General features: G+C 31.0%; 15 protein-coding genes. All 15 read left to right on the forward strand.

Annotated features, from left to right (window positions below):
• Nucleotide 1: 1 nt before the first annotated feature.
• Complete coding sequence (locus ACFOOI_RS03745; RefSeq protein WP_379835223.1) at nucleotides 2–1606, forward strand: restriction endonuclease subunit S; 1605 nt, start codon at nucleotides 2–4, stop codon at nucleotides 1604–1606.
• Nucleotides 1587–3350 carry a restriction system-associated AAA family ATPase gene (locus ACFOOI_RS03750; protein WP_379835225.1) on the forward strand — a complete coding sequence of 588 codons (1764 nt, stop codon included), beginning with the start codon at nucleotides 1587–1589 and terminating at the stop codon, nucleotides 3348–3350. The genes ACFOOI_RS03745 and ACFOOI_RS03750 overlap by 20 nt, the downstream gene beginning before the upstream one ends.
• The gene (locus ACFOOI_RS03755; protein WP_379835227.1) at nucleotides 3350–4438 is read left to right on the forward strand and encodes an HNH endonuclease signature motif containing protein; all 1089 of its coding nucleotides are present in this window, start codon (nucleotides 3350–3352) and stop codon (nucleotides 4436–4438) included. The genes ACFOOI_RS03750 and ACFOOI_RS03755 overlap by 1 nt, the downstream gene beginning before the upstream one ends.
• 19 nt (nucleotides 4439–4457) lie before the next feature.
• A complete protein-coding gene (locus tag ACFOOI_RS03760; protein WP_379835229.1) occupies nucleotides 4458–6311 on the forward strand; it encodes an McrB family protein in 1854 nt (617 codons plus the stop codon).
• Nucleotides 6308–7546 (forward strand): McrC family protein, encoded by a 1239-nt coding sequence (locus ACFOOI_RS03765; RefSeq protein ID WP_379835231.1) that lies wholly within the window; start codon nucleotides 6308–6310, stop codon nucleotides 7544–7546. The genes ACFOOI_RS03760 and ACFOOI_RS03765 overlap by 4 nt, the downstream gene beginning before the upstream one ends.
• Nucleotides 7547–8046: 500 nt before the next feature.
• Nucleotides 8047–8709 carry a hypothetical protein gene (locus tag ACFOOI_RS03770; protein ID WP_379835234.1) on the forward strand — a complete coding sequence of 221 codons (663 nt, stop codon included), beginning with the start codon at nucleotides 8047–8049 and terminating at the stop codon, nucleotides 8707–8709.
• A gap of 678 nt (nucleotides 8710–9387) precedes the next feature.
• Entirely contained in the window at nucleotides 9388–9663 is a 276-nt protein-coding gene (locus ACFOOI_RS03775; protein WP_379840172.1) for a S16 family serine protease, read from the forward strand.
• Nucleotides 9664–10040: 377 nt separating this feature from the next.
• Entirely contained in the window at nucleotides 10041–10715 is a 675-nt protein-coding gene (locus tag ACFOOI_RS03780; RefSeq protein WP_379835236.1) for a CRISPR-associated endonuclease Cas6, read from the forward strand.
• 18 nt (nucleotides 10716–10733) lie between these two features.
• Complete coding sequence (locus ACFOOI_RS03785) at nucleotides 10734–12209, forward strand: Cas10/Cmr2 second palm domain-containing protein (RefSeq protein WP_379835238.1); 1476 nt, start codon at nucleotides 10734–10736, stop codon at nucleotides 12207–12209.
• Nucleotides 12200–12730 (forward strand): RAMP superfamily CRISPR-associated protein, encoded by a 531-nt coding sequence (locus ACFOOI_RS03790; RefSeq protein ID WP_379835240.1) that lies wholly within the window; start codon nucleotides 12200–12202, stop codon nucleotides 12728–12730. The genes ACFOOI_RS03785 and ACFOOI_RS03790 overlap by 10 nt, the downstream gene beginning before the upstream one ends.
• Nucleotides 12727–14151 carry a hypothetical protein gene (locus ACFOOI_RS03795; protein WP_379835242.1) on the forward strand — a complete coding sequence of 475 codons (1425 nt, stop codon included), beginning with the start codon at nucleotides 12727–12729 and terminating at the stop codon, nucleotides 14149–14151. Before ACFOOI_RS03790 ends, ACFOOI_RS03795 begins: the two co-directional genes overlap by 4 nt.
• A complete protein-coding gene (locus ACFOOI_RS03800) occupies nucleotides 14148–15509 on the forward strand; it encodes an RAMP superfamily CRISPR-associated protein (protein ID WP_379835244.1) in 1362 nt (453 codons plus the stop codon). The genes ACFOOI_RS03795 and ACFOOI_RS03800 overlap by 4 nt, the downstream gene beginning before the upstream one ends.
• Entirely contained in the window at nucleotides 15499–15885 is a 387-nt protein-coding gene (locus tag ACFOOI_RS03805) for a TIGR04423 family type III CRISPR-associated protein (RefSeq protein ID WP_379835246.1), read from the forward strand. Before ACFOOI_RS03800 ends, ACFOOI_RS03805 begins: the two co-directional genes overlap by 11 nt.
• A gap of 4 nt (nucleotides 15886–15889) precedes the next feature.
• On the forward strand, nucleotides 15890–18286 hold the full coding sequence (locus tag ACFOOI_RS03810; protein ID WP_379835249.1) for a TIGR03986 family type III CRISPR-associated RAMP protein: 2397 nt from the start codon (nucleotides 15890–15892) through the stop codon (nucleotides 18284–18286).
• On the forward strand, nucleotides 18283–19395 hold the full coding sequence (locus ACFOOI_RS03815; protein WP_379835251.1) for a hypothetical protein: 1113 nt from the start codon (nucleotides 18283–18285) through the stop codon (nucleotides 19393–19395). The genes ACFOOI_RS03810 and ACFOOI_RS03815 overlap by 4 nt, the downstream gene beginning before the upstream one ends.
• Nucleotides 19396–19400: the final 5 nt, after the last annotated feature.

Raw genomic sequence — 19400 nt, forward strand, 5'->3', positions numbered from 1 at the left:
AATGGAAATCACTCATCTTCCTTTTCTTGATGTAACACAAGATATTACATCCAAGTTTAATAAAATCCCCAATAAAGATTTCATTAATGAGGGTGAATATGCAATAATTGACCAAGGTGCAAATATTGTTGCAGGTTATACAAATGACAAATCAATAATAACTGATTTGGGCTATCCTGTAATTGTTTTCGGAGACCACACAAGAATTATAAAATATGTCAATTATCCTTTTGCTATTGGTGCAGATGGAGTTAAAGTCCTTTCAGTAGATACAGAAAAAGCTTATCCTCTTTATGTTTTTTACTTTCTGAAATTTTTAAAAATACCGAATGCTGGATACTCTAGACATTACAAGTTTTTGAAAGATAAGAAAATTGCACTTCCAAAAGATATTGACGACCAAAAACGAATAGCCAAAGTTCTTTCCCAATGCGAAGCATTAATCCAAAATAGAAAAGAAAGCATTGATTTGTTGGATGAGCTTTTGAGATCAACTTTTTTAGAAATGTTTGGAGATCCAGTTAGAAATGAGAAAGGATGGGATAAAGATTATTTTGACAATATTGTAGCGAAAGATTGCCCGTTAACATATGGAATTGTTCAACCTGGAATTGATTTTCCTAATGGAGTACCAATAGTAAGACCGGTTGATTTAACTAAAACATTTATTGAAAGGAAAGGCTTAAAACTGATTGATCCTTTAATTTCAGAGAAGTTTAAAAGAACTTTATTAAAAGGCAATGAGGTATTAATGTGTGTTAGAGGAACAACAGGCGTTGTTGCAATGTCTTCAAGCGAATTGGAGGGTTGCAATGTAACAAGAGGGATTGTACCTATATGGTTCACTGACGAGTATGATAAATATTTCGCTTATGGGTTACTAAAAACAAGAGCTATTAATCATGTTATTCAAGGATTAACGTATGGTGCAACTTTGCAGCAAATAAATCTAAGTGATTTGCGAAAAATTAAGCTTGTAAAACCACCAATTGAGCTTCAAAATCATTTTGGAATAATATATAAAAATGTTGAGAAAATAAGAAATCAATTTAAAGAAAGCCTAAAGGAACTTGAAAACCTTTATGGTAGTATTAGCCAAAGAGCATTTATAGGTGAACTAAATTTAAGCAAAGTAGATATTTCAGATATGGAAGATTCAAAAAAAAAAGACCTTGAAGCAGTGAAAGAAGATTTAACAGAAGAACGATTTGAGGATTTGCTAGACTCATTTGAGCACACTTTGCCAACTGGTGAAGTACCTTCAAATAGGCAAACGGATATTCGCAATATGAGTATTCGACAATACTTGCGTTTACCTGATAATGAAGAAACCGAAGGAATTGAGTTCTCATATATGAATAAGGATTTTTTCTACCAATTCATTCTTACAAAAGGCTTTGCTGATAGAACTTTTACTTTGCCCGAATTAGAGCAGTATGCAAGAAAATACATTTTAAGAGGCACAGGTTTTGAGTTTAGTTATGAAAATTGGAAAACCATCATATTCCGATTTATTGGTGCCAAGCAACCGATAATTGAGCAGTTATTTGACGAAGAAGCTAAAACCATAAAATTAAAACTGACAGATGAAGCTTTTAAGGTTTAAAGTAAATACACCCGAAGGTTTCAGGTCATTGCAAAGTGGTTTTGAAATCTATTTTCTGAGAGATTTTGACTACCAGTTATCTTATGATTTCAACCCCAATATTTTGGCTGGTAGAAATGGAAGTGGTAAGTCAAATATATTAGAAGCATTGGCGAATATCTTCTATCATTTAGACTGTATGTTCAATGATTATTTGCCTGATGGTTTTTTAATTAGTGAAGAGGATAAAAGTGGTTTTGATAATACAGTTTGTGTAGTTGATGCTTTTGAACTAGAGTATTTTATTCCAGTTCCTATTAGATTAATTGACAAGACTTTTGGTGAAATGCCAAAAGTAGTTTTTAATGACACAAAGTGTCATATAAAAATTTCAAAGCAAATAGGCCATGCACCAATTTTTGAATGGGTTAATCGAACTGAATACTCAAATAAAACTGAGCCTCTAGGTAAAATAGAAATTCAATTATTGCTGCCAAAATATGTTTTAGGTTATTCCTCGGGTGAAAATGAATTGCTCAGTCTTCCTTTTTTCAAAACTCGATTCTTGCATTTTGATGAATATGCAGATAAGCTAACCTATGAAGAGCCTTTTGGTTTTCCTCCTAAATCAGAGGGAAGATTGGTATATCTCGATAAAGAATATAGTCAAGCCATTTTGTTGGCTAATTTTCTGATGCAAGATGAAAAGATGCTTGCTCCTTTTAATGTAGAAGTTGAATTGGAAGATTTAGACGAATTCCGATTGATTATTTGCATGGATAAATATCTTGTTTTACAAGAAGATATTTTGCGTGACAGAAAAATAACAATGGATCAATTGCAGGAAGATAAAATCAATAAAGTTCAATTAACATATAACCTTAAAGACAGTATTGAGATTTTAAAAAAATGTGCAACTTGTTTTGAAACCCAATATATAGAACAAGAAAATAATGAAGATGGAAGAGAATACTTAATTCTTGATTACAAAGTAACCCAAGCCACAAAAGATGCTTTCCGTTTTCATTTTTCTGAAAGTCCGTTGCAATTATTTCAACTTTTTCAAATACTCCTAGAACTAAACGCTTATGTTGTTTCAGCAGAGGACAAGAAAAGAGTGTATCAGTCAAAGAACATTTTCATCAATCATGATATTTATCCAAACCCTTTAGAGGATGATAGAATTATCCGATTCAAGAATCTTTGGATCAAGAAGAAAGGATTAAGCAAACCACTTTTTACAAAAGAACTTTCTGACGGAGAACATCAGTTTCTCCATTCATTAGGGCTTTGTTTACTTTTCAAAAATGAAAGTTGCTTGTTTTTACTGGACGAACCAGAAACACATTTCAATCCAGATTGGAAAGCCAAATTCATTTCAAGCATTCGCCATTGTTTTGCTTTAGATAAATCAAGCACAATGAGGGAAATGTTGATTACAACGCATTCACCTTACTTAGTTTCCGACAGTGAATCAAAGTACGTTCATGTGTTTGTAAAAGACAATGAAACGAAAAAAGTTACTTGTGGCTTTCCTGATTTTCAGACTTTGGGCACTTCTGTAAATAAAATCACTTTAAGAATCTTCAATAAACCTGACACAATTGGGGCTTATGCGAACAGTAAGATTGATGAGTTAAAAAAGGAATTAGAAGAGACGAAAGAAAAAGAAGTGTTTCTTTCAAAAGTAAGAAAAGAGATTGGTGAATCTGTTGAAAGCATGTTATTCATTAATGATATTATAGACCAAATCGAAAGCAAATAATGATATTCACTTACCAATATATAAAACACGATATTGAGAAATTGCAAGAATTTCTTGACTTCCTATTTTATGATGTTTGGCTGGTAGCAGAAGGAACTTTTAATTTTTCCAAACTCGATAAAAATCCTGATTTAAAAAATATATGTGAAAAACTGGAATTAGAAGATACAAAATGGGGTAATTTTTTTAACAGCAGAATTGCTTGGATTTATGATGAGTTTGCAAAGATCAAGGATAACAATTTTAAACTTGATTTAATTGATTTTTACCATAACAACAATAATATTGAAGCTTTATGCTCATCTAAAACGCTTTCGCCACTGACCTATTCAGAATTAGAAGTAAAATATCCTGATTTAGAGAAAGCAATTAATAGTTTTTACTCCAAATTATACGGAAGCGAATCACCTTTTAATTTAGATGCTTTCGGACAGTTAAGTAAAAAACTATTGCAATCCCATTACAAAGCGTTTGTAGATTCTAATAATGATGGCATTTGCCCTTTCTGCGGTTTAAATTCTATTGATGGAAATATTGTATCGACAAAAGATGCTTACGACCATTTTCTACCGAAATCTATTTATCCTTTCAACTCTATCAACTTTAAAAATTTATCTCCAATGTGCTACAAATGCAACTCGGGAAATAAAAGCACAAACGACCCTATTGAACATATTAAAGGCAGAAAGCTTGCTTTTTATCCTTATTCAATAATACATCCTAAAATTGAATTTGGGTTTAAACTTTTATCAAAAAATGTAAAAGCTTTAACACCGAAGGACTATATACTTTCAATAAATTGTTTAATTAAAGCAGAAGAGATAGAAACTTGGAAAAGAGTTTTTAAGATTGATATAAGATATGATGAATTGATTTGTAATAAACATAAGGCAAAAGAATGGTATGAAGATGTTTATGATTACTTTGAGAATGCTAAAGCTTTAGTTGAAATTGAAGATGCAGAGAAATATTTTGAGAAAGTCATTAAGTCTACAACACGAAATCCAAGGTCAGTTAAGAATACAATTAAACGGAAGTTTTTAGAGGAATGTAAGGCAAATGGATTGTTTAAGAATAATACCATGTGAAGTAAATAGAATTTATATTATGAGCTCAGTCAAATCAAAATATGCACAACTAGAAGAATTTATCTTTAGAAAACTTTGGGAGGATTATAAAGTATCGGGTAAAACATTTAGTGTCAGGAAAAGTTTTGGAGATAAGAACCAAGATCGCTTTTTCATTGGAACTGAGAAGTCTAATTACTTAGGTTTTTCCTATTGGAGCATATCCTTGAAGATAAGAAACCCTATTGATGTAACCAGTTTTGTACTGGGTGAAGCCAAAGGAGGTGAGTTTTACTATAATTTTCAATTCGTTTGCCCAGGTGTACCAAAAGATGACTTAGAAAAAGCTTGTCTATTTTTAGCTCTTGATTTTGAAAGTCATGTTAAAACTAAGTTTGAGAATAAATACGGATATAAAAATTCAAAGAAGGGTTCAAAAGACTACATGTTTAGTATATATCCGCACAAAACTTTTTCTGATTTAGAATCATTATGGGTGAGTTTCACAGAGTTTTCTCAAGATATTACATCAGTTTTAGAAAACAGTATTATTGAAACAAGAGGGATATATAACGACTTAGAAACTAAAAGAATAGAAAAAGGTGAGTTTGAAAAGCAAATAGCAAACTTAGAGAAAAACAATCAAATATTTTTAAATAAGATTAAAAAGGAAGAATCAAACACAAATATGCCTTCTAAAAACACAATTCTTTATGGCCCTCCTGGTACCGGCAAAACCTATCATACAGTTGAGATGGCCTTCCAAATTGTAAATGACAATAAAAAGGTTGATTATAAAACTAGTAAAGACTGGTTTTCTAAGGAGTTACAAAAAGAAGAAGATAGGCAAGTTGACTTTATTACTTTTCATCAAAACTATAGTTACGAAGACTTTGTGATGGGTATTAAGCCAAGCTTAAATGGAGAAGAAATGAGTTTCAGAAACCATAAAGGAGTTTTTTTTGAGATATGCCAAAGAGCAAAATTAAATCTTGAACAATCGTCGGAAAAAGGAGGGGAGTTAGTTCCTGACTTCCAAACAGTATTTGATGAATTGCTAATGCCACTAACAATAGATGGCAATGAAATACCTATAAAAATGCTTAAAGAGGGTTATGAATTTAGTATATCGGGTTTAAATGAGAAAAACCTAAACTTCAAAAAGCAGAAGGGTGATTCACAGCATACTTTAAGCATTCAAACTATCAAAGACTTGTTTGAGGGTAATAGAGAGTTTAATATTCAGGGACTTGGTTCTTATTATTATCCGCTAGTAGAAGAGCTGAAAAACATTCAGGTAAAACTTACTAGAAAAGTATCTAAAGTTGATTTAAAAAACTATGTGTTAATCATTGATGAAATAAATAGAGCCAATATATCAAGAGTGTTTGGTGAGTTGATTACGCTCATAGAAGAAAATAAGCGTTGGGGAGAAACCTACCAAATGGAGGTTCGATTACCTGATGGTAAAACCAGATTTACTGTCCCTAAAAATCTTTATATAATTGGCACTATGAATACCGCAGATAAATCTATTGCACTTTTAGATATTGCTTTGAGGCGTAGGTTTGACTTTGTGGGACTTTACCCCAATTCAGATTTGGTAGTTGAAAATTGGAAGACTTTTTTTATAACGCTAAACGAAAATATAATAAGTCAAAAAGGCAAGGACTTTGCAATTGGACACTCTTATTTTATGTTAGAAGAAAATAAGTCGTTTGATTTTGTGAACGTTATGAATAAAAAGGTACTCCCTTTATTGAACGAGTATTTTTACTCCAGCAGGAATTCAGATTTAGTTAAAAATTTGATTAATTCTGCTCTAATAAAGTCTAAGTTACCTTATGAACTACTTTCGGATGGCTATTCTGATAAAATTGTTTCTTCGAAATGATAGCTACTAATCTTTTTGAATATGGTGAGTTCTTTGAAATACCATTTGACAAAGTAGATGGGTTAAAAGCCTATTTGCAAACAGTATGGGAAAGTAGACCTCAGTATTCAGAAGAAAACCAAAATGCCCAAAGGTTTATACAATTCGATGGAAATAAAATAAGAGCAAGAAACTATTCTGGATTTATACAATACGAAGATTTACACTTTAATATTTATCCCAAAGTATGTAAGTCAAATAAAAAAGAAGGTAATATCCTCAATCACGTTTTGCATTGGTTAAGCCACAGTGAAAGAATTAGGTTTCCGATAGTTAGCAATGAAATTGGCTTGCAAAATACCGATGATTGGTTTGAAGCATTAATTGCAATATTTGCAAAAGTGACGAATGATGTTTTAGAGTCGAATCCATATCAATCATACCAAGAGGTAATAGAAGAAACTCAATACTTAAGAGGGAGGTTAGCAATAAACGAGTACATAAGTCAAAATTTAGTAAAAGGGAATTGGACCAGTTTTCGATGTACACATGAGCCATTTATTTTTGATAATCTCTTTAATAGAATAGTTAAAAGTGTAACAAAGTCTTTAGCATCCAAAACTAAAAGGCCAGAAACATATGTAATATTAGATGAAATTCTATTTTTGTTGGATGAGGTTACAGATTATTTTTACAATGCTGAGGATTGTGATAAAGTAAAACTAAATCCGCTTTATCAGGAACTAGCCAAAGTTTTAGATTTGTGTAAGATGTTTCTTGAAATGCAGACTATAAGTGAAACTAACGCCCAAAATTCCAATTTCTGTTTGATGCTACCCATGGAAACAATTTTTGAAGATTATGTTTTCGCACTAATTAAAAAGCATTTACCACGGGAAAGGCCACTTGGTCAGAAAGGGAATTTTTTGGCCATAACAGATAAAGAGACTCATACATTTTTAATGAAACCAGACATTTTGCTTCAAAAAAGCAAGATTGTAGTTGATACAAAATACAAATTAAGAGATAGAGCTCTAAATAATAAAAAGGGGATCTCTGAATTGGATTTATACCAAATGATTACATATTGTACCTATCACCAATATGACAAAGCAATATTGATTTATCCTTCAGATGGCCCAGAAAGTATTGATGAATTCAGTATTAATAACTCCTCTATAAAAGTAACCGCGATTGACTTTTACATTTTTGATAATAATAACCTAAAGGTGATAAATGAAATATCTTTAGGATAAGCAGATTTTAATTTCATCCAATAGCACTTTGTGTTACTTCATATTAAAACTATCCAGAAAGAGATAATCGTTATTTCACTCTAAATAATCTACAAACATTAGGTTATTTCCCTTTTTGATTACACTGAAGAAGTTTATTCTTGGCTTTTTAATAAACAAACTCTTGTTTCTCAAAATCACCAACCTGATAGCAAATTCTAAGCATTTTCTCACTATTTTTTTTAGATTTTGGCCCTCAATTACCGGATAATAAAAATGGTTTTGTAAAAATATTCTTATTCAATATTTTCGTACCAAAGTATATAAATAAAGGCTGAGCTCAAGGTCAAAATTTTATAGATTATGATATTATTGAAATTATGTTATTGTCAATAAATATGATATGAAACATGAATCTAATTCCTAGATATTGGGCTTTATTTTAAATTAAAAAATAATTAAAAACTATTTTAATCATTGATGCTAAAAATTAAAATTAAACAATAAAAACTAAAAGTAATATGAAAAAAGTAACTGCATTTTTAACATTAATCTTTCTAACAAATTTTGTGTTTGGCCAAGTGGAAGGTACAAAAGAAATTTCTAAATCTGACGCAGAAGCGGTTGGTAATATTAAAACAAAAGGCATAAAATATGGGATTTCGTTTGGATTCAATAGAGCTTTTGATAAATTATATGATGCTAGAATCTCACCAATAGATACAACATTATTGCTGCAAAAGACATCTAATGTTTCATTTTTACTTTCGACATCAGTTTCTTTTCCTATACTTAAAGGTGTTTTCGGTGGTAAATATTATAGAAAACTTGATTTAGCAGGAAACCCTATTGGTGACCCATATTTTGTACCAACTGGTTTATCGGTGATTTCCTCTTTGAATTTAGTAACTTTTAATTCTGCTTTAGGCGGAGCTGGACTTTTCAATCAAAAATTAGATGGAGGTCTCGGTCTAGGTTATATATTTGGTGAAAATGTTCAAATAGCTATAACTTATGAAATGATTTCATTTAGGCAGCCAAGAGATTTCCTTAAAAATTATGATGGTAAAGTTATAAAAGTAAATAATCAGAATTTATCAAGCTTAGCAATTGATAATAATGACTATTTTATCGATAAATATATACCTTCAGCTTCATTTAAGGTTGTGTATATTCTCAACTAATTACATCCAAAATATACAAATATATAAAATAAACCTGGTTGGTTTCACATCTAATGAAAGGGAAGAACTAAATAAAAAACAGTGCTGCCGAAACAGGTATAAGAAGGTAAGAATAGTAAGGTGATACAAATTCCTGTCAAAGGAGGGCCACTTATTCTGGAGCATTGGGGGCCAGTTATTGAGCTGTAGTTACCTTTGACTAAAAATTTAATATTTGATTTTTTCAAAGTTAAAGTAATTAGAATAGTAATAAACCGCTTTGCTTATTCACAATGAAAAATATACTAAAATAGAACCTAAAAGCCATGAAGTATAAAAAGGCGGCTTTTAGATAAATTGGTATTCTTGATTTATCCCAAAGTCGATTCTTACAATATAATGATAAACCCAAATCTGTCGCAAATATTTACTAAATATGCGACAAAATAATTTAAATATGACACACAAAGTATTGATTTAAAGGAAATTACTATGATTTAGGCCGCGGAGAGGGGTCCGCAGTTATTATTGGAAATTTCTTGTAATTAGGAAGTGTTCTGGCTGTACCAAAGGCCATAGAATTCAAAAAACATTAAAAAAGGTATCCTTAATGAACAGAATTCCCTTTCAGGGTATGACCTAAATATCCAAATCAGCAACCTAATATGTTCTCAAATTTTTGGAGGAATTGGAAGTGCAATATATATGGCCATTTTGTCAGCTATTTATAAGAAAAATTTGAAGGCAGGTTTAGCCGTTTTGGGAAAAATATCGATAGGTGGAGCAGTGGAAAAAGCTTCCAGTTTTGCCGAAAAAGTAACGATGCTTTCAGAAAATGGAGCTAAAACCGTGTTGGTTCCAATGGATAACCTAATCGAAATGACCACCTTACCATCAAGTATTCTAGGTAAAACAGATACGCCTTTTTATGGAAATAGTCAGATGTTATTGCAGAAAGCAGTATTGGGAGAGTGAGGCTAGGAAAGGTTAACAAAGAGTGTATTGTTAAATATTTTCAAACAATTTTATCCAAAATTAGTTACCACCAAATTTTAAAACTTTACCGATAAATCAATAGTGTGAATAAAAAAGACAAGATTGTTTGGTATATAAATCTATTCTTTATTATTTGGGTATTATTAATATTCAACCATGACACCTACTATTATCACAACCACAAAAAAACTCCATTCTAGCATGTATTGCACAAGCTTGAGGAAGTATACCAATTTCTTTCGAAACTCTTCATGAGTGAAAATAGATTGCACTCTTCTAATTTACCTTTGGCCTAATATTTAAGCTGAAGTAATAAGAAGTATTTCATTATCGTCCATTTAATCACGTAATATTAATTGAAAAAACTCCGGTATCTCACCATTGAATTTGATTCAGAAATAGCCCCATACGAAGTTGCAGCTTTTAGAGGTGCAATTGCTCAAAAGGCGGGTTTCGAACACGTGTTATTTCATAATCATCAAAAAGATGGTACAGTTATATACAAGTACCCATCCATTCAATACAAAAGAATCGGTAGAAATGCCGCTATAGTCTGTATTGAAGATGGAGTAGATGAAATTCATCATTTTTTTCAAAGTCGTACATGGAATATTTTCATAGGTGACAAAGAGCTCCCACTAAAGGTGAAAAGCTTAAATATGAACCAAATCACGATGCAGGTTTGGGAAAAAACGTTTGACTATGAAATAAACAATTGGCTACCATTAAATCAGGATAACTTTAAAATCTACCTTGAAATAAAAGATCTAAAAGAGAAAATTGAGTTCCTTGAAAAAAAGCTTATTGGTAATATTATCTCTATGGCAAAGGGGATAGGGTGGGACGTAGACAAAGAAATTAAAATGAGTATCAGCAAATTAGATGAGCCTAGAATTATTAAGCACAAAAGTCAAAAGCTATTAAGTTTCAGGGCGGTATTTAGAACCAATGTTTTTATTCCGAACCATTTGGGTATAGGAAAAAGTGCGAGTACAGGATTTGGAGTAGTAAAAAGTGTAAATTCAAATTAAAGTAAAAATATACGATATATGGGAAATAGCTATTTATATGGTGCCTCTGTTCAAGGAATTCAAAGTTTTATTTTTCAGACAAATAAACTAAAAGAAATAGGGGGTGGAAGCGAGTTAGTTGAGCAGATTTGTACAACTAAGTTTTATAAGGAAGCGAAAACTGATAAAGATGATGCTAATATCATTATGAATGCAGCAGGAAATATTAAATACATTTTTGAAGATGAAGATAAATGTAAGGCTTTTGTAAGAACATTTCCAAAATTAGTATCTGAATTTGCTCCAGGCATTACAGTAAGTCAAGCTGTAGTAAAACTAGAAAAAGGCATTAAATTGATGGATGCTATTGGAGAATTAGAAGGAAAACTTAAAACTCAACGAAGTAAAATAACCAACCCCACAGAATTGGGTTTTATGGGAATTGAAAGAGCAAGACGAACAGGTGGATTGGGCATAATATATAAAGATAAAGAAAATAGAGACCTTTCAACTGAGGAAAAACATAAAGCCTTTGAAGGTAATTCTAGCCTTTATGAAAAGTTTTTTGGGAAGAAAATAAAAAATGAGACAATCCCTTTTGATTTGAATGAAATAAACGAAAGAGATAAGTCTTGGATTGCAGTAATTCATGCTGATGGGAATGGTCTTGGGATGTTGTTGCAGAAACTAGCACCAAAATTAAATGACTTAGACGATAATCAAGCAAAAAGTCAATTTAGAAGGTTTTCTCAGGCCATAGAAAATGCTACAAAAAATGCATTGCAATCCGCCTATTCAGAATTAAATATTAAAATAAAAGATAAACACCCAGTTCGTCCTATACTTATTGGTGGTGATGATGTTACTATTGTAATACGAGCTGATTTGGCTCTTCAATTCACATCTTTATTTCTTGAAAAATTTAAACAAGAAACTAAAAAAGAATTGTCGTTTTTATCAACTGCCCCTTTAAATGTTATTGATTTTAATGACGGCTTAACAGCATGTGCTGGCATAGTATATATAAAAGAGTCGTATCCAATGCACTATGCACTGCATTTGGCAGAAGAATTAACTAAAAAAGCAAAAAAAGCTTCTAAGGCTATAAGCGAAACACATCCGCCTGCTAGTCTTTCATTTTATAAAGTTCAAGCTTCGTTTTTAGAAAGTCTTAATGAAATAGAAACTAAAACTTTAAAAGCTGGAGATATAAATCTTGATTTTGGACCATACTTTATCGATTCTCAAAACTCACCAAAAATAATCGATCTATATGAAAAACTTCAAGTGTTAGAAGACTCTAAAAATGACGATTCTAAAGGTATATCCAAACTAAGAAAGTGGATTTCGGAATTATATAAAAACAAAGTGACTGCTGATTTTATGATGAAAAGAATGAAAGAAATCAATCCTGATTTTTATAAAAAAATGAAACTGGATGATGCTATAAAGGATTCGAAATCTATTATATACGATGTTTTACAATTAAAATCCCTTGATACCACATGGAAATAAATTATAAATTAACATTCCTGAGTGATTGGCATGTTGGCTCAGGGTTGTCTGGCGGTGCTGAATCGGATGCTATTGTTTTAAAAGATAAAAACAAACTACCATACATACCTGGTAAAACCATTAAAGGATTAGTTAGAGATGCTATTGCAGACATGAAAGATGCCGGTCAAATAGAATCTGAACTCGAATCCATTTTTGGCACAGAAGGCAATCACGCAATAAAAGTTGCGAGTTTTTCAAATGTAGAAATTAAAGATGAATATGAAGAAATTTTAAGTAATAATCTCAGCGATTATTTATACAGAATCATTGCTTCTACTAAAATTGAAGAAAACGGGATTGCATCTCAAGGGTCTTTAAGGAGTATAGAGGTTTGTATGCCGGTAACTATATTTGGCAAAATTTCAAATATTGAAACTGAAGAAATTAATATAATTTTTAAGAATGCTTTAAAGCTTGTTCGAAGTGTAGGAGTAAATAGGAATAGAGGTTTAGGTAGATGTAAAATAGAAATAATATGATAAAGCAAAATTATACATGTACGCTATTGTCTGACATAGTGTTAAATGCAAGCTTGGCCACAGATGGGAATATGGAAACGCTAAACTTTATTCCAGGAGCTAACTTTTTGGGAATAGTGGCAGCTGGAATTTATCAAAACCATATTGATTTTGCTTTTGATATCCTGCATTCAGATAAAGTTTTGTTTGGAAATGCATACATTTCTAACAAAGAAAATGTAAGTATACCAATGCCATTTAGCTTATTTAAAGCAAAAACAGGAACTGGACCAACTTATATACATCATGCTATTAGTGGTGACAAAGACAATGAACTTAGAAAAAAAGGCATTCAGTTAAAACAAGAACGAGCTGGCTTTTTATTGTCCGATAACACAATTATTAAGAATTTAAAGAAAAATTTCAGTTTAAAATCTAAACAAGACCGAAATACAAGAAAATCAGAGGACACTAAAATGTTTGGTATGGAATCGATTGAATCTGGTCAAATGTTTTCATTCTCAATTGAATATGCAACTGAACAACTAAAAAATATAGTCGAAAAATATTTAATAGGAAATAAGTTTATCGGAAAATCAAAATCTGCCCAATATGGTAGTGTTGATATCCAACCCGAAATAGATATAACTTTAAAAACTTTCGAAAACAATACTTATACGCTTGTATATGCTGTTAGTAATCTATGCTTTTTGGATGAAAAATTCGGATACCCAACATTTAAACCTGAGGCTAAAGATTTAGGTATTGAAGGAGGAGAAATTTGTTGGGAGCTTTCACAAATTAGATCAAAGACGCTAAGTACTTGGAATTTTAAACGAGGAACAGACAATGCTCAAAGACATTGCATAGAAGCAGGTTCTGTGTTTTACATTAAAGGAGGGAAACCTCGTATAATCACAAAACCTCTAGGTGAATATATAAATGAAGGATATGGCAAAGTAATCTATAATCCGTGGTTTTTAAATGCCAACTCAGATGGTACAATTCTAAATGAATTAACTGAATCTAAACCTGACGAGTTTAAAAATGACAACAAACCAATTACCACTGCTTTAGGCAAGTTTCTAAAGAACAAGCAAGAACAAAGGAGTATTGACCTTTCTCGTGCAATCAAAATTCATGAACTTGTATATGCAAATGGAAAGGATAATCTAAAGGCAATTTCATCTAGTCAGTGGGGAGAGATTCGAGCTAAAGCAACAAACATTAGTGAAATTGAAAACCTAAAAGCTGAGTTATTTACTGACAAAACAGGTTTTTTATGTCATGGAGTTTCTGCTGAAAAGTATTGGGACAAAAACAAGAATAGAGAAACTTTTAAATCAGATTTTGATAGTTTATCGAAACACGGAACAGCTGCCATCGCAAAATATGCAGCTGAAATGGCGAAAGAATCTATTAAACAAAAGAACAAAAGATGAGCAATAATATAAGATTTATAGCGAGAATAACATTGGAAGCTAAAACTGGACTTTTTGTTGGCTCTGGCGAAAGCTCTTTATTAAAAGATGCTTTGGTTCAAAGAGATCACTTAGGTTTACCAATGATACAAGGCACTTCATTGGCTGGGGTACTAAGACATTCTCTAGAGGAAGCATCTCCAAACCCAATATGGGATTCAATTTTTGGTTTTCAAAAAGGCGATAAAGGCAATGGCTCACGCCTAAAAATAAGTTCTGCCTATTTAATTTCAGAAAATGATGAAATTATTGAAAGCTTAGATTGTAAAATACCAGATCACATTACAAAACATTTCGAAAATTTACCTTCACGTCAACACGTGAGGATATCAGATAAAGGAGTTGCCGAAAAAAACGGTTTGTTTGATAATGAGGTAGTATATGCAGGTTGCAAATTCAAATTTGAAATTGAGCTAATTGGCACAGAAGTCGACAAAAATGCATGGAATAATATTTTAAACCAAATGTATCAACCAAACTTTAGACTTGGCTCTGGAACTAGAAATGGTTATGGCAAATTAGCTGTTGAAAAAATAGAAACAAAAACGTTTGATTTAACGCAAAAGTCAGATTTTGAATCATATTTAGCATTCGACCCTTCTTTAAATACCAAATTAGAAGGTTTTGAAACTGATTTTAATTCAAAGCAAAACATTAGTTTGGTGAATTATAGGCTTGAATTAAAACCTGATTTGTTCTTTATGTTTAGTGAAGGATCGGGAGACGACCAAGTTGATAATAAACCAACAACAGAAGAAAAAATGGTTTATAACGCAGACAAAACTATATCATTTGTAAATCATACATTAGTACCAGGATCTTCTATAAAAGGAGCCATCCGCCATAGGGTAGCTTTTCATTATAATAAGCTTTTAAAAAGATGGGCAGATCCCGGAAATGACAGAGATGGAAAAAACAACGAAGCAGTATTTGCTCTTTTTGGTATTGAATCCAAAGGAGAAACTGGTCAGAGAGGTAATATAATGATTGACGATATTTATTTTAATGAATCGGAAGTTAATAACGACAAAATTTTCAATCACGTAGCCATAGATAGGTTCACAGGTGGTGCTATGGATGGTGCATTGTTTTCAGAAAAAGTAAGTCAATTAATAGAAAACGATATTGTTTTTGAAATAAACTTAAGTTTGAATAAATCAGAATTTAATGATGAAAACATTAATCACGCTTTTGAAGCAGCCTTAATTGATATTTGTAAAGGGCTACTACCCCTAGGCGGAATGACAACAAAAGGTAATGGAATGTTTACAGGGAAATTATTTAAAAACGAAACTGAAATTTATAATTATGGAGCTTAAAGATATTCCAAACTATACCTATGATGGTTACATCTGGTTTTCTGACCAGCCTAAACCAAAGGTTTTAAGAAATGATAAATTTGACTTTGAAAATGAAGGCCAAAATCCTTTCATCATAGAGGCACTATTATGGGCAGAAAAAGAACAAATAGCCGTTCATATTAACCATACCCATAGATACTTAATACATGTATATGACCTAAAAGCATTGAAAAATGATGACAATAAAGAAATTAAATATTTAGCACATAATATTGATGGTGTTAAAAAACTAAAATTCAATCAAATATGGCAATCCGAACAGGATTCACTTTGCAATGGCATGGATGTATTAGAAATGAAAGCACAAGTATTTATAGGCTTCGAAAACAATTAAATATATGGAACAAGTAAAATCACCTTATAATTTTGTACCGGCTCCTTCTGAAAGCGAGGTATTTAAACCAGAGTGGGCTGACCTGATTAATCATGATATCCCCTTTGAAGACGGAGAAAGTGGTGAGATAGATATCACAATCACCGCTGAAACACCTATCTTTATTAGGAATGGGCACAGTCAACCCAGTGAGGGAACAAATCCTACTTCTGAGTTCTCACATATAATGGTAAACGATGAGAAGAAATACTTTATTCCGGCCACATCTATCAAAGGTATGCTCAGAAATGTATTAGAAATCATGAGTTTAAGTCGAATGAAACAGGTGGGGGATAATAAATTCTCTATTAGAGACTTGAGCTCAAATAGTAACTATTATATGTCTCAAATGAAATCGACGGATGGCAACAAAACACATTGTGGTTGGCTATCGGAAGATAGTGAAGGTAATTGGAGTATTTTAGATTGTGATGAACCAGGTAGGATAAGCCATTTAGAACTAAAAGAAAAATTTGGTCTTGGATTTCGTGACGAGTTTTTGAATAAAGAACCTAAAAATGAAGATGCAAAAACCGCTAAGTACAAATACTTAGAATCAGAGAAACAACCCTATTTTAATTTAAAAAATAAATTTAGGACTTTAAGACAAGACACAAGATTAAAAGTTTGGGTAGATACCGATGGAGATGAAACTGGGACAATTGTTTTTACTGGCCAACCTGGGAAAAGAAAAGAACTTGGAGACGATAAAAAAAGATTTAATGGCAAATTTTATGAATTTGTATTCTTAGATAAAAATTCTAAAATATTAAAACTTACTCAGAAACAAAAACAAGAGTTTCTTTATATTTATAATGATTCAGATAAAAATAATATTTCTAAAGATTGGGAGTTTTGGAGAAACAAATTAGCAAATGGAGAAAAAGTGCCTGTTTTTTTTAAAGTAAAAAAACATGAGATTTTACATTTTGGATTATCTTATCTATATAAATTGCCTTTAGAATGCTCTATACATGAAGTTACTCCATTTTCTACATATAAAAGAGAAAGCTTAGATTTAACGGAAACTATTTTCGGGGTATCCAATAATGATAGCTCATTAAAGGGAAGGGTATTTATTTCAAACGCTTTTGCACAAAATCCCAAAGAATTGTCTGAACAAAAGGAAATATTAGGTGGGCCAAAAGCATCATATCTTCCTTTTTACCTAGATCAAACTGAAAAAACAGGATTAAATTATTCAAACTATAATTCAAAATCAATCTTAAGAGGTTTTAAGAGATATCCGGTACGAAATAATATTAGAGCCCAAAAATACTCAGACTTGCAATTAAAAAATAAAAATGTTTTTTCTCATTTTATTCCATTAGAAAAAGGAACAATTTTTAAGGGGAAAATAAGATTTCATAATTTAAGAAAAGTTGAAATTGGAGCTTTGATATCAACGCTAACATTTCATAATACAGATTCTCTATATCATTCAATTGGCGGTGTCAAAGGCTTTGGTTATGGAAAAATAAAAATTGAAGTAAACAACCTTTCTGATTATTTTAAAAATTTAATGTGGTTTGAGTCAGAAATGAATTCAATATGCAAAGCAGACTGGCTAAAAACTCCCCAAATAAAAGAGCTATTTAGTATTGCTTCTAATCCGGCAGCTGATGTTGAACAAAATCTTATCTATCCAATGCTGGAAGATTCTACTAAATCAAATGAATTCGTAAAGTATAAACAAAGTGGTGAGTACTTAAAGTCATATTCTATTTATAACGGAAGTAAAAAAGTCGAAACCACTTTAGAAAATTCAGAAATTATATTATTGAAATCTGAAATTGCCAAAGCAAAGGAAATCAATGATTTAGAGAAAATCGAAACATTATATAATACTTTAAAAGAAATTGACCCTTCATTTGATTTCAAAAAAGAATTTAACGAATTACAAAACTTTAGGAAAAATTTAGAAAAGGAAAATCTAGAAAAAGAAGAAATTGACAATGGATTAAATACTAGTGATTTAGATATTATTTTGGCTTTGATTTCAAAATATCCAATAAGTGATCGCATAAAATCATTAAGAGCAAAAGAATTAGAAATTAGGCAGAATATTAAATTGGAGGAAGCTAAAAAATTAGGCGAAAATAATTTGGATTTAAAATCATTAGAATTCTCTAAAATTAAAGATTACTTAAATGGATTTTCAAAGAAAAATAGACTATTTGAGTTTTCAGAAAATCAAAAAATAGAAATAACTGAATGGCTTAAAAAATCATATAACGCAGAAAAGCAAAATAAAAAGTCTGATTGGAATAAAAATCCATATCCAAAATACCCTTGGTCTGACATTTCAAAATGGCTTGGAGATGAGCAAGCCAAGGAACTTCATAAACAATTAATAGGATGAAGATATTAATTTCATTGATTGGCAAAGAAGTAATAGGGAACTTTCGCGTCTTTAAGCATTTAAGACCTGATAAAGTTGTACACCTATATTCAGATGATACTAAAATTCACAATCAAAATCTTGTAAATACAATAGAAACTAGCTACCACGTTATGGTAGAGTCTTTTAAAGTAGAAGGGTTTGATTATGAGAATTGTATGTCAAAATTGAATTCTTTAAGTATAAAAGAAGAAGATATAATAGTTTCAAATATAAGCGGTGGAACAAAGATTATGTCTTTAGCTCTATATGCATTTGCACAAGAGATAAATCAAACTGAAAATGTTTGTTATTTTGATACTAATCAGAACCTGCATTGGCTAAATAAAAATTTAAAAGATATTATAACCACCGAAATTCTATTAGAAGAATATATAGAACTTCAAGGGCAAAAAATTAGCTCAAAAGTTGAATTTGAAATTGCATGGATAAAATTCAAAAAGTCGTTAAAATTTGTCAAATATAATTATATCAACGATCAGTGGAAAACATTTCTCAAGGAAGTAGTAACTGTTTTTAGAAAATACAGAGATAATAAAAATAATGAACAAAGTATTTTCGAAATCATTTCTAAGAAATTAATCAAAACAAACATTTTTGATTTAGATGTCCAAAATGGTCAATTTATTGTTAAGACAAAAGAATCTATATTTTTTCAAAGTAAGTTAAGTGAGTCGGATATAGACTTTTTTTATTTCAATGCAGGGTGGTTTGAGCTTTTATGTGCTCAAGCGTTACAAATGAAATATTCTAAAGACAAGATTTATTTAAGCGTTCGATTTCCTTACTTATCAAATCAATCTTCTGATAAAAATGAAGTAGATATATTGATTAACGATAGTGGTAAACTTATTTTTATTGAATGTAAATCAGGAGATGTAAAATCTGAGCATATTGATAGAATTAAAAACAGAAAAGATACTTTTGGAGGCCTTATTTCAAAAAGTATGCTTATTACTCGATTTCCTATAGAAAAAAGTTATAACCCTCATATGAGTAAAAATATAGTGGAAAAGTGTAATGAGTATGGGATTGAATACACAACTTTAAGAGAACTTCAAAATAGATAACTAAA

The sequence above is a fragment of the Lacihabitans lacunae genome (assembly GCF_042649125.1).
GTDB lineage: Bacteria > Bacteroidota > Bacteroidia > Cytophagales > Spirosomataceae > Leadbetterella > Leadbetterella lacunae.

What these genes read in the sequence shown, in the direction of transcription:
- ACFOOI_RS03745 (WP_379835223.1), top strand. Translation starts at nt 2, where the DNA reads ATGGAAATCACTCATCTTCCTTTTCTTGATGTAACACAAGATATTACA.
- ACFOOI_RS03750 (WP_379835225.1), top strand. Translation starts at nt 1,587, where the DNA reads ATGAAGCTTTTAAGGTTTAAAGTAAATACACCCGAAGGTTTCAGGTCA.
- ACFOOI_RS03755 (WP_379835227.1), top strand. Translation starts at nt 3,350, where the DNA reads ATGATATTCACTTACCAATATATAAAACACGATATTGAGAAATTGCAA.
- ACFOOI_RS03760 (WP_379835229.1), top strand. Translation starts at nt 4,458, where the DNA reads ATGAGCTCAGTCAAATCAAAATATGCACAACTAGAAGAATTTATCTTT.
- ACFOOI_RS03765 (WP_379835231.1), top strand. Translation starts at nt 6,308, where the DNA reads ATGATAGCTACTAATCTTTTTGAATATGGTGAGTTCTTTGAAATACCA.
- ACFOOI_RS03770 (WP_379835234.1), top strand. Translation starts at nt 8,047, where the DNA reads ATGAAAAAAGTAACTGCATTTTTAACATTAATCTTTCTAACAAATTTT.
- ACFOOI_RS03785 (WP_379835238.1), top strand. Translation starts at nt 10,734, where the DNA reads ATGGGAAATAGCTATTTATATGGTGCCTCTGTTCAAGGAATTCAAAGT.
- ACFOOI_RS03790 (WP_379835240.1), top strand. Translation starts at nt 12,200, where the DNA reads ATGGAAATAAATTATAAATTAACATTCCTGAGTGATTGGCATGTTGGC.
- ACFOOI_RS03795 (WP_379835242.1), top strand. Translation starts at nt 12,727, where the DNA reads ATGATAAAGCAAAATTATACATGTACGCTATTGTCTGACATAGTGTTA.
- ACFOOI_RS03800 (WP_379835244.1), top strand. Translation starts at nt 14,148, where the DNA reads ATGAGCAATAATATAAGATTTATAGCGAGAATAACATTGGAAGCTAAA.
- ACFOOI_RS03805 (WP_379835246.1), top strand. Translation starts at nt 15,499, where the DNA reads ATGGAGCTTAAAGATATTCCAAACTATACCTATGATGGTTACATCTGG.
- ACFOOI_RS03810 (WP_379835249.1), top strand. Translation starts at nt 15,890, where the DNA reads ATGGAACAAGTAAAATCACCTTATAATTTTGTACCGGCTCCTTCTGAA.
- ACFOOI_RS03815 (WP_379835251.1), top strand. Translation starts at nt 18,283, where the DNA reads ATGAAGATATTAATTTCATTGATTGGCAAAGAAGTAATAGGGAACTTT.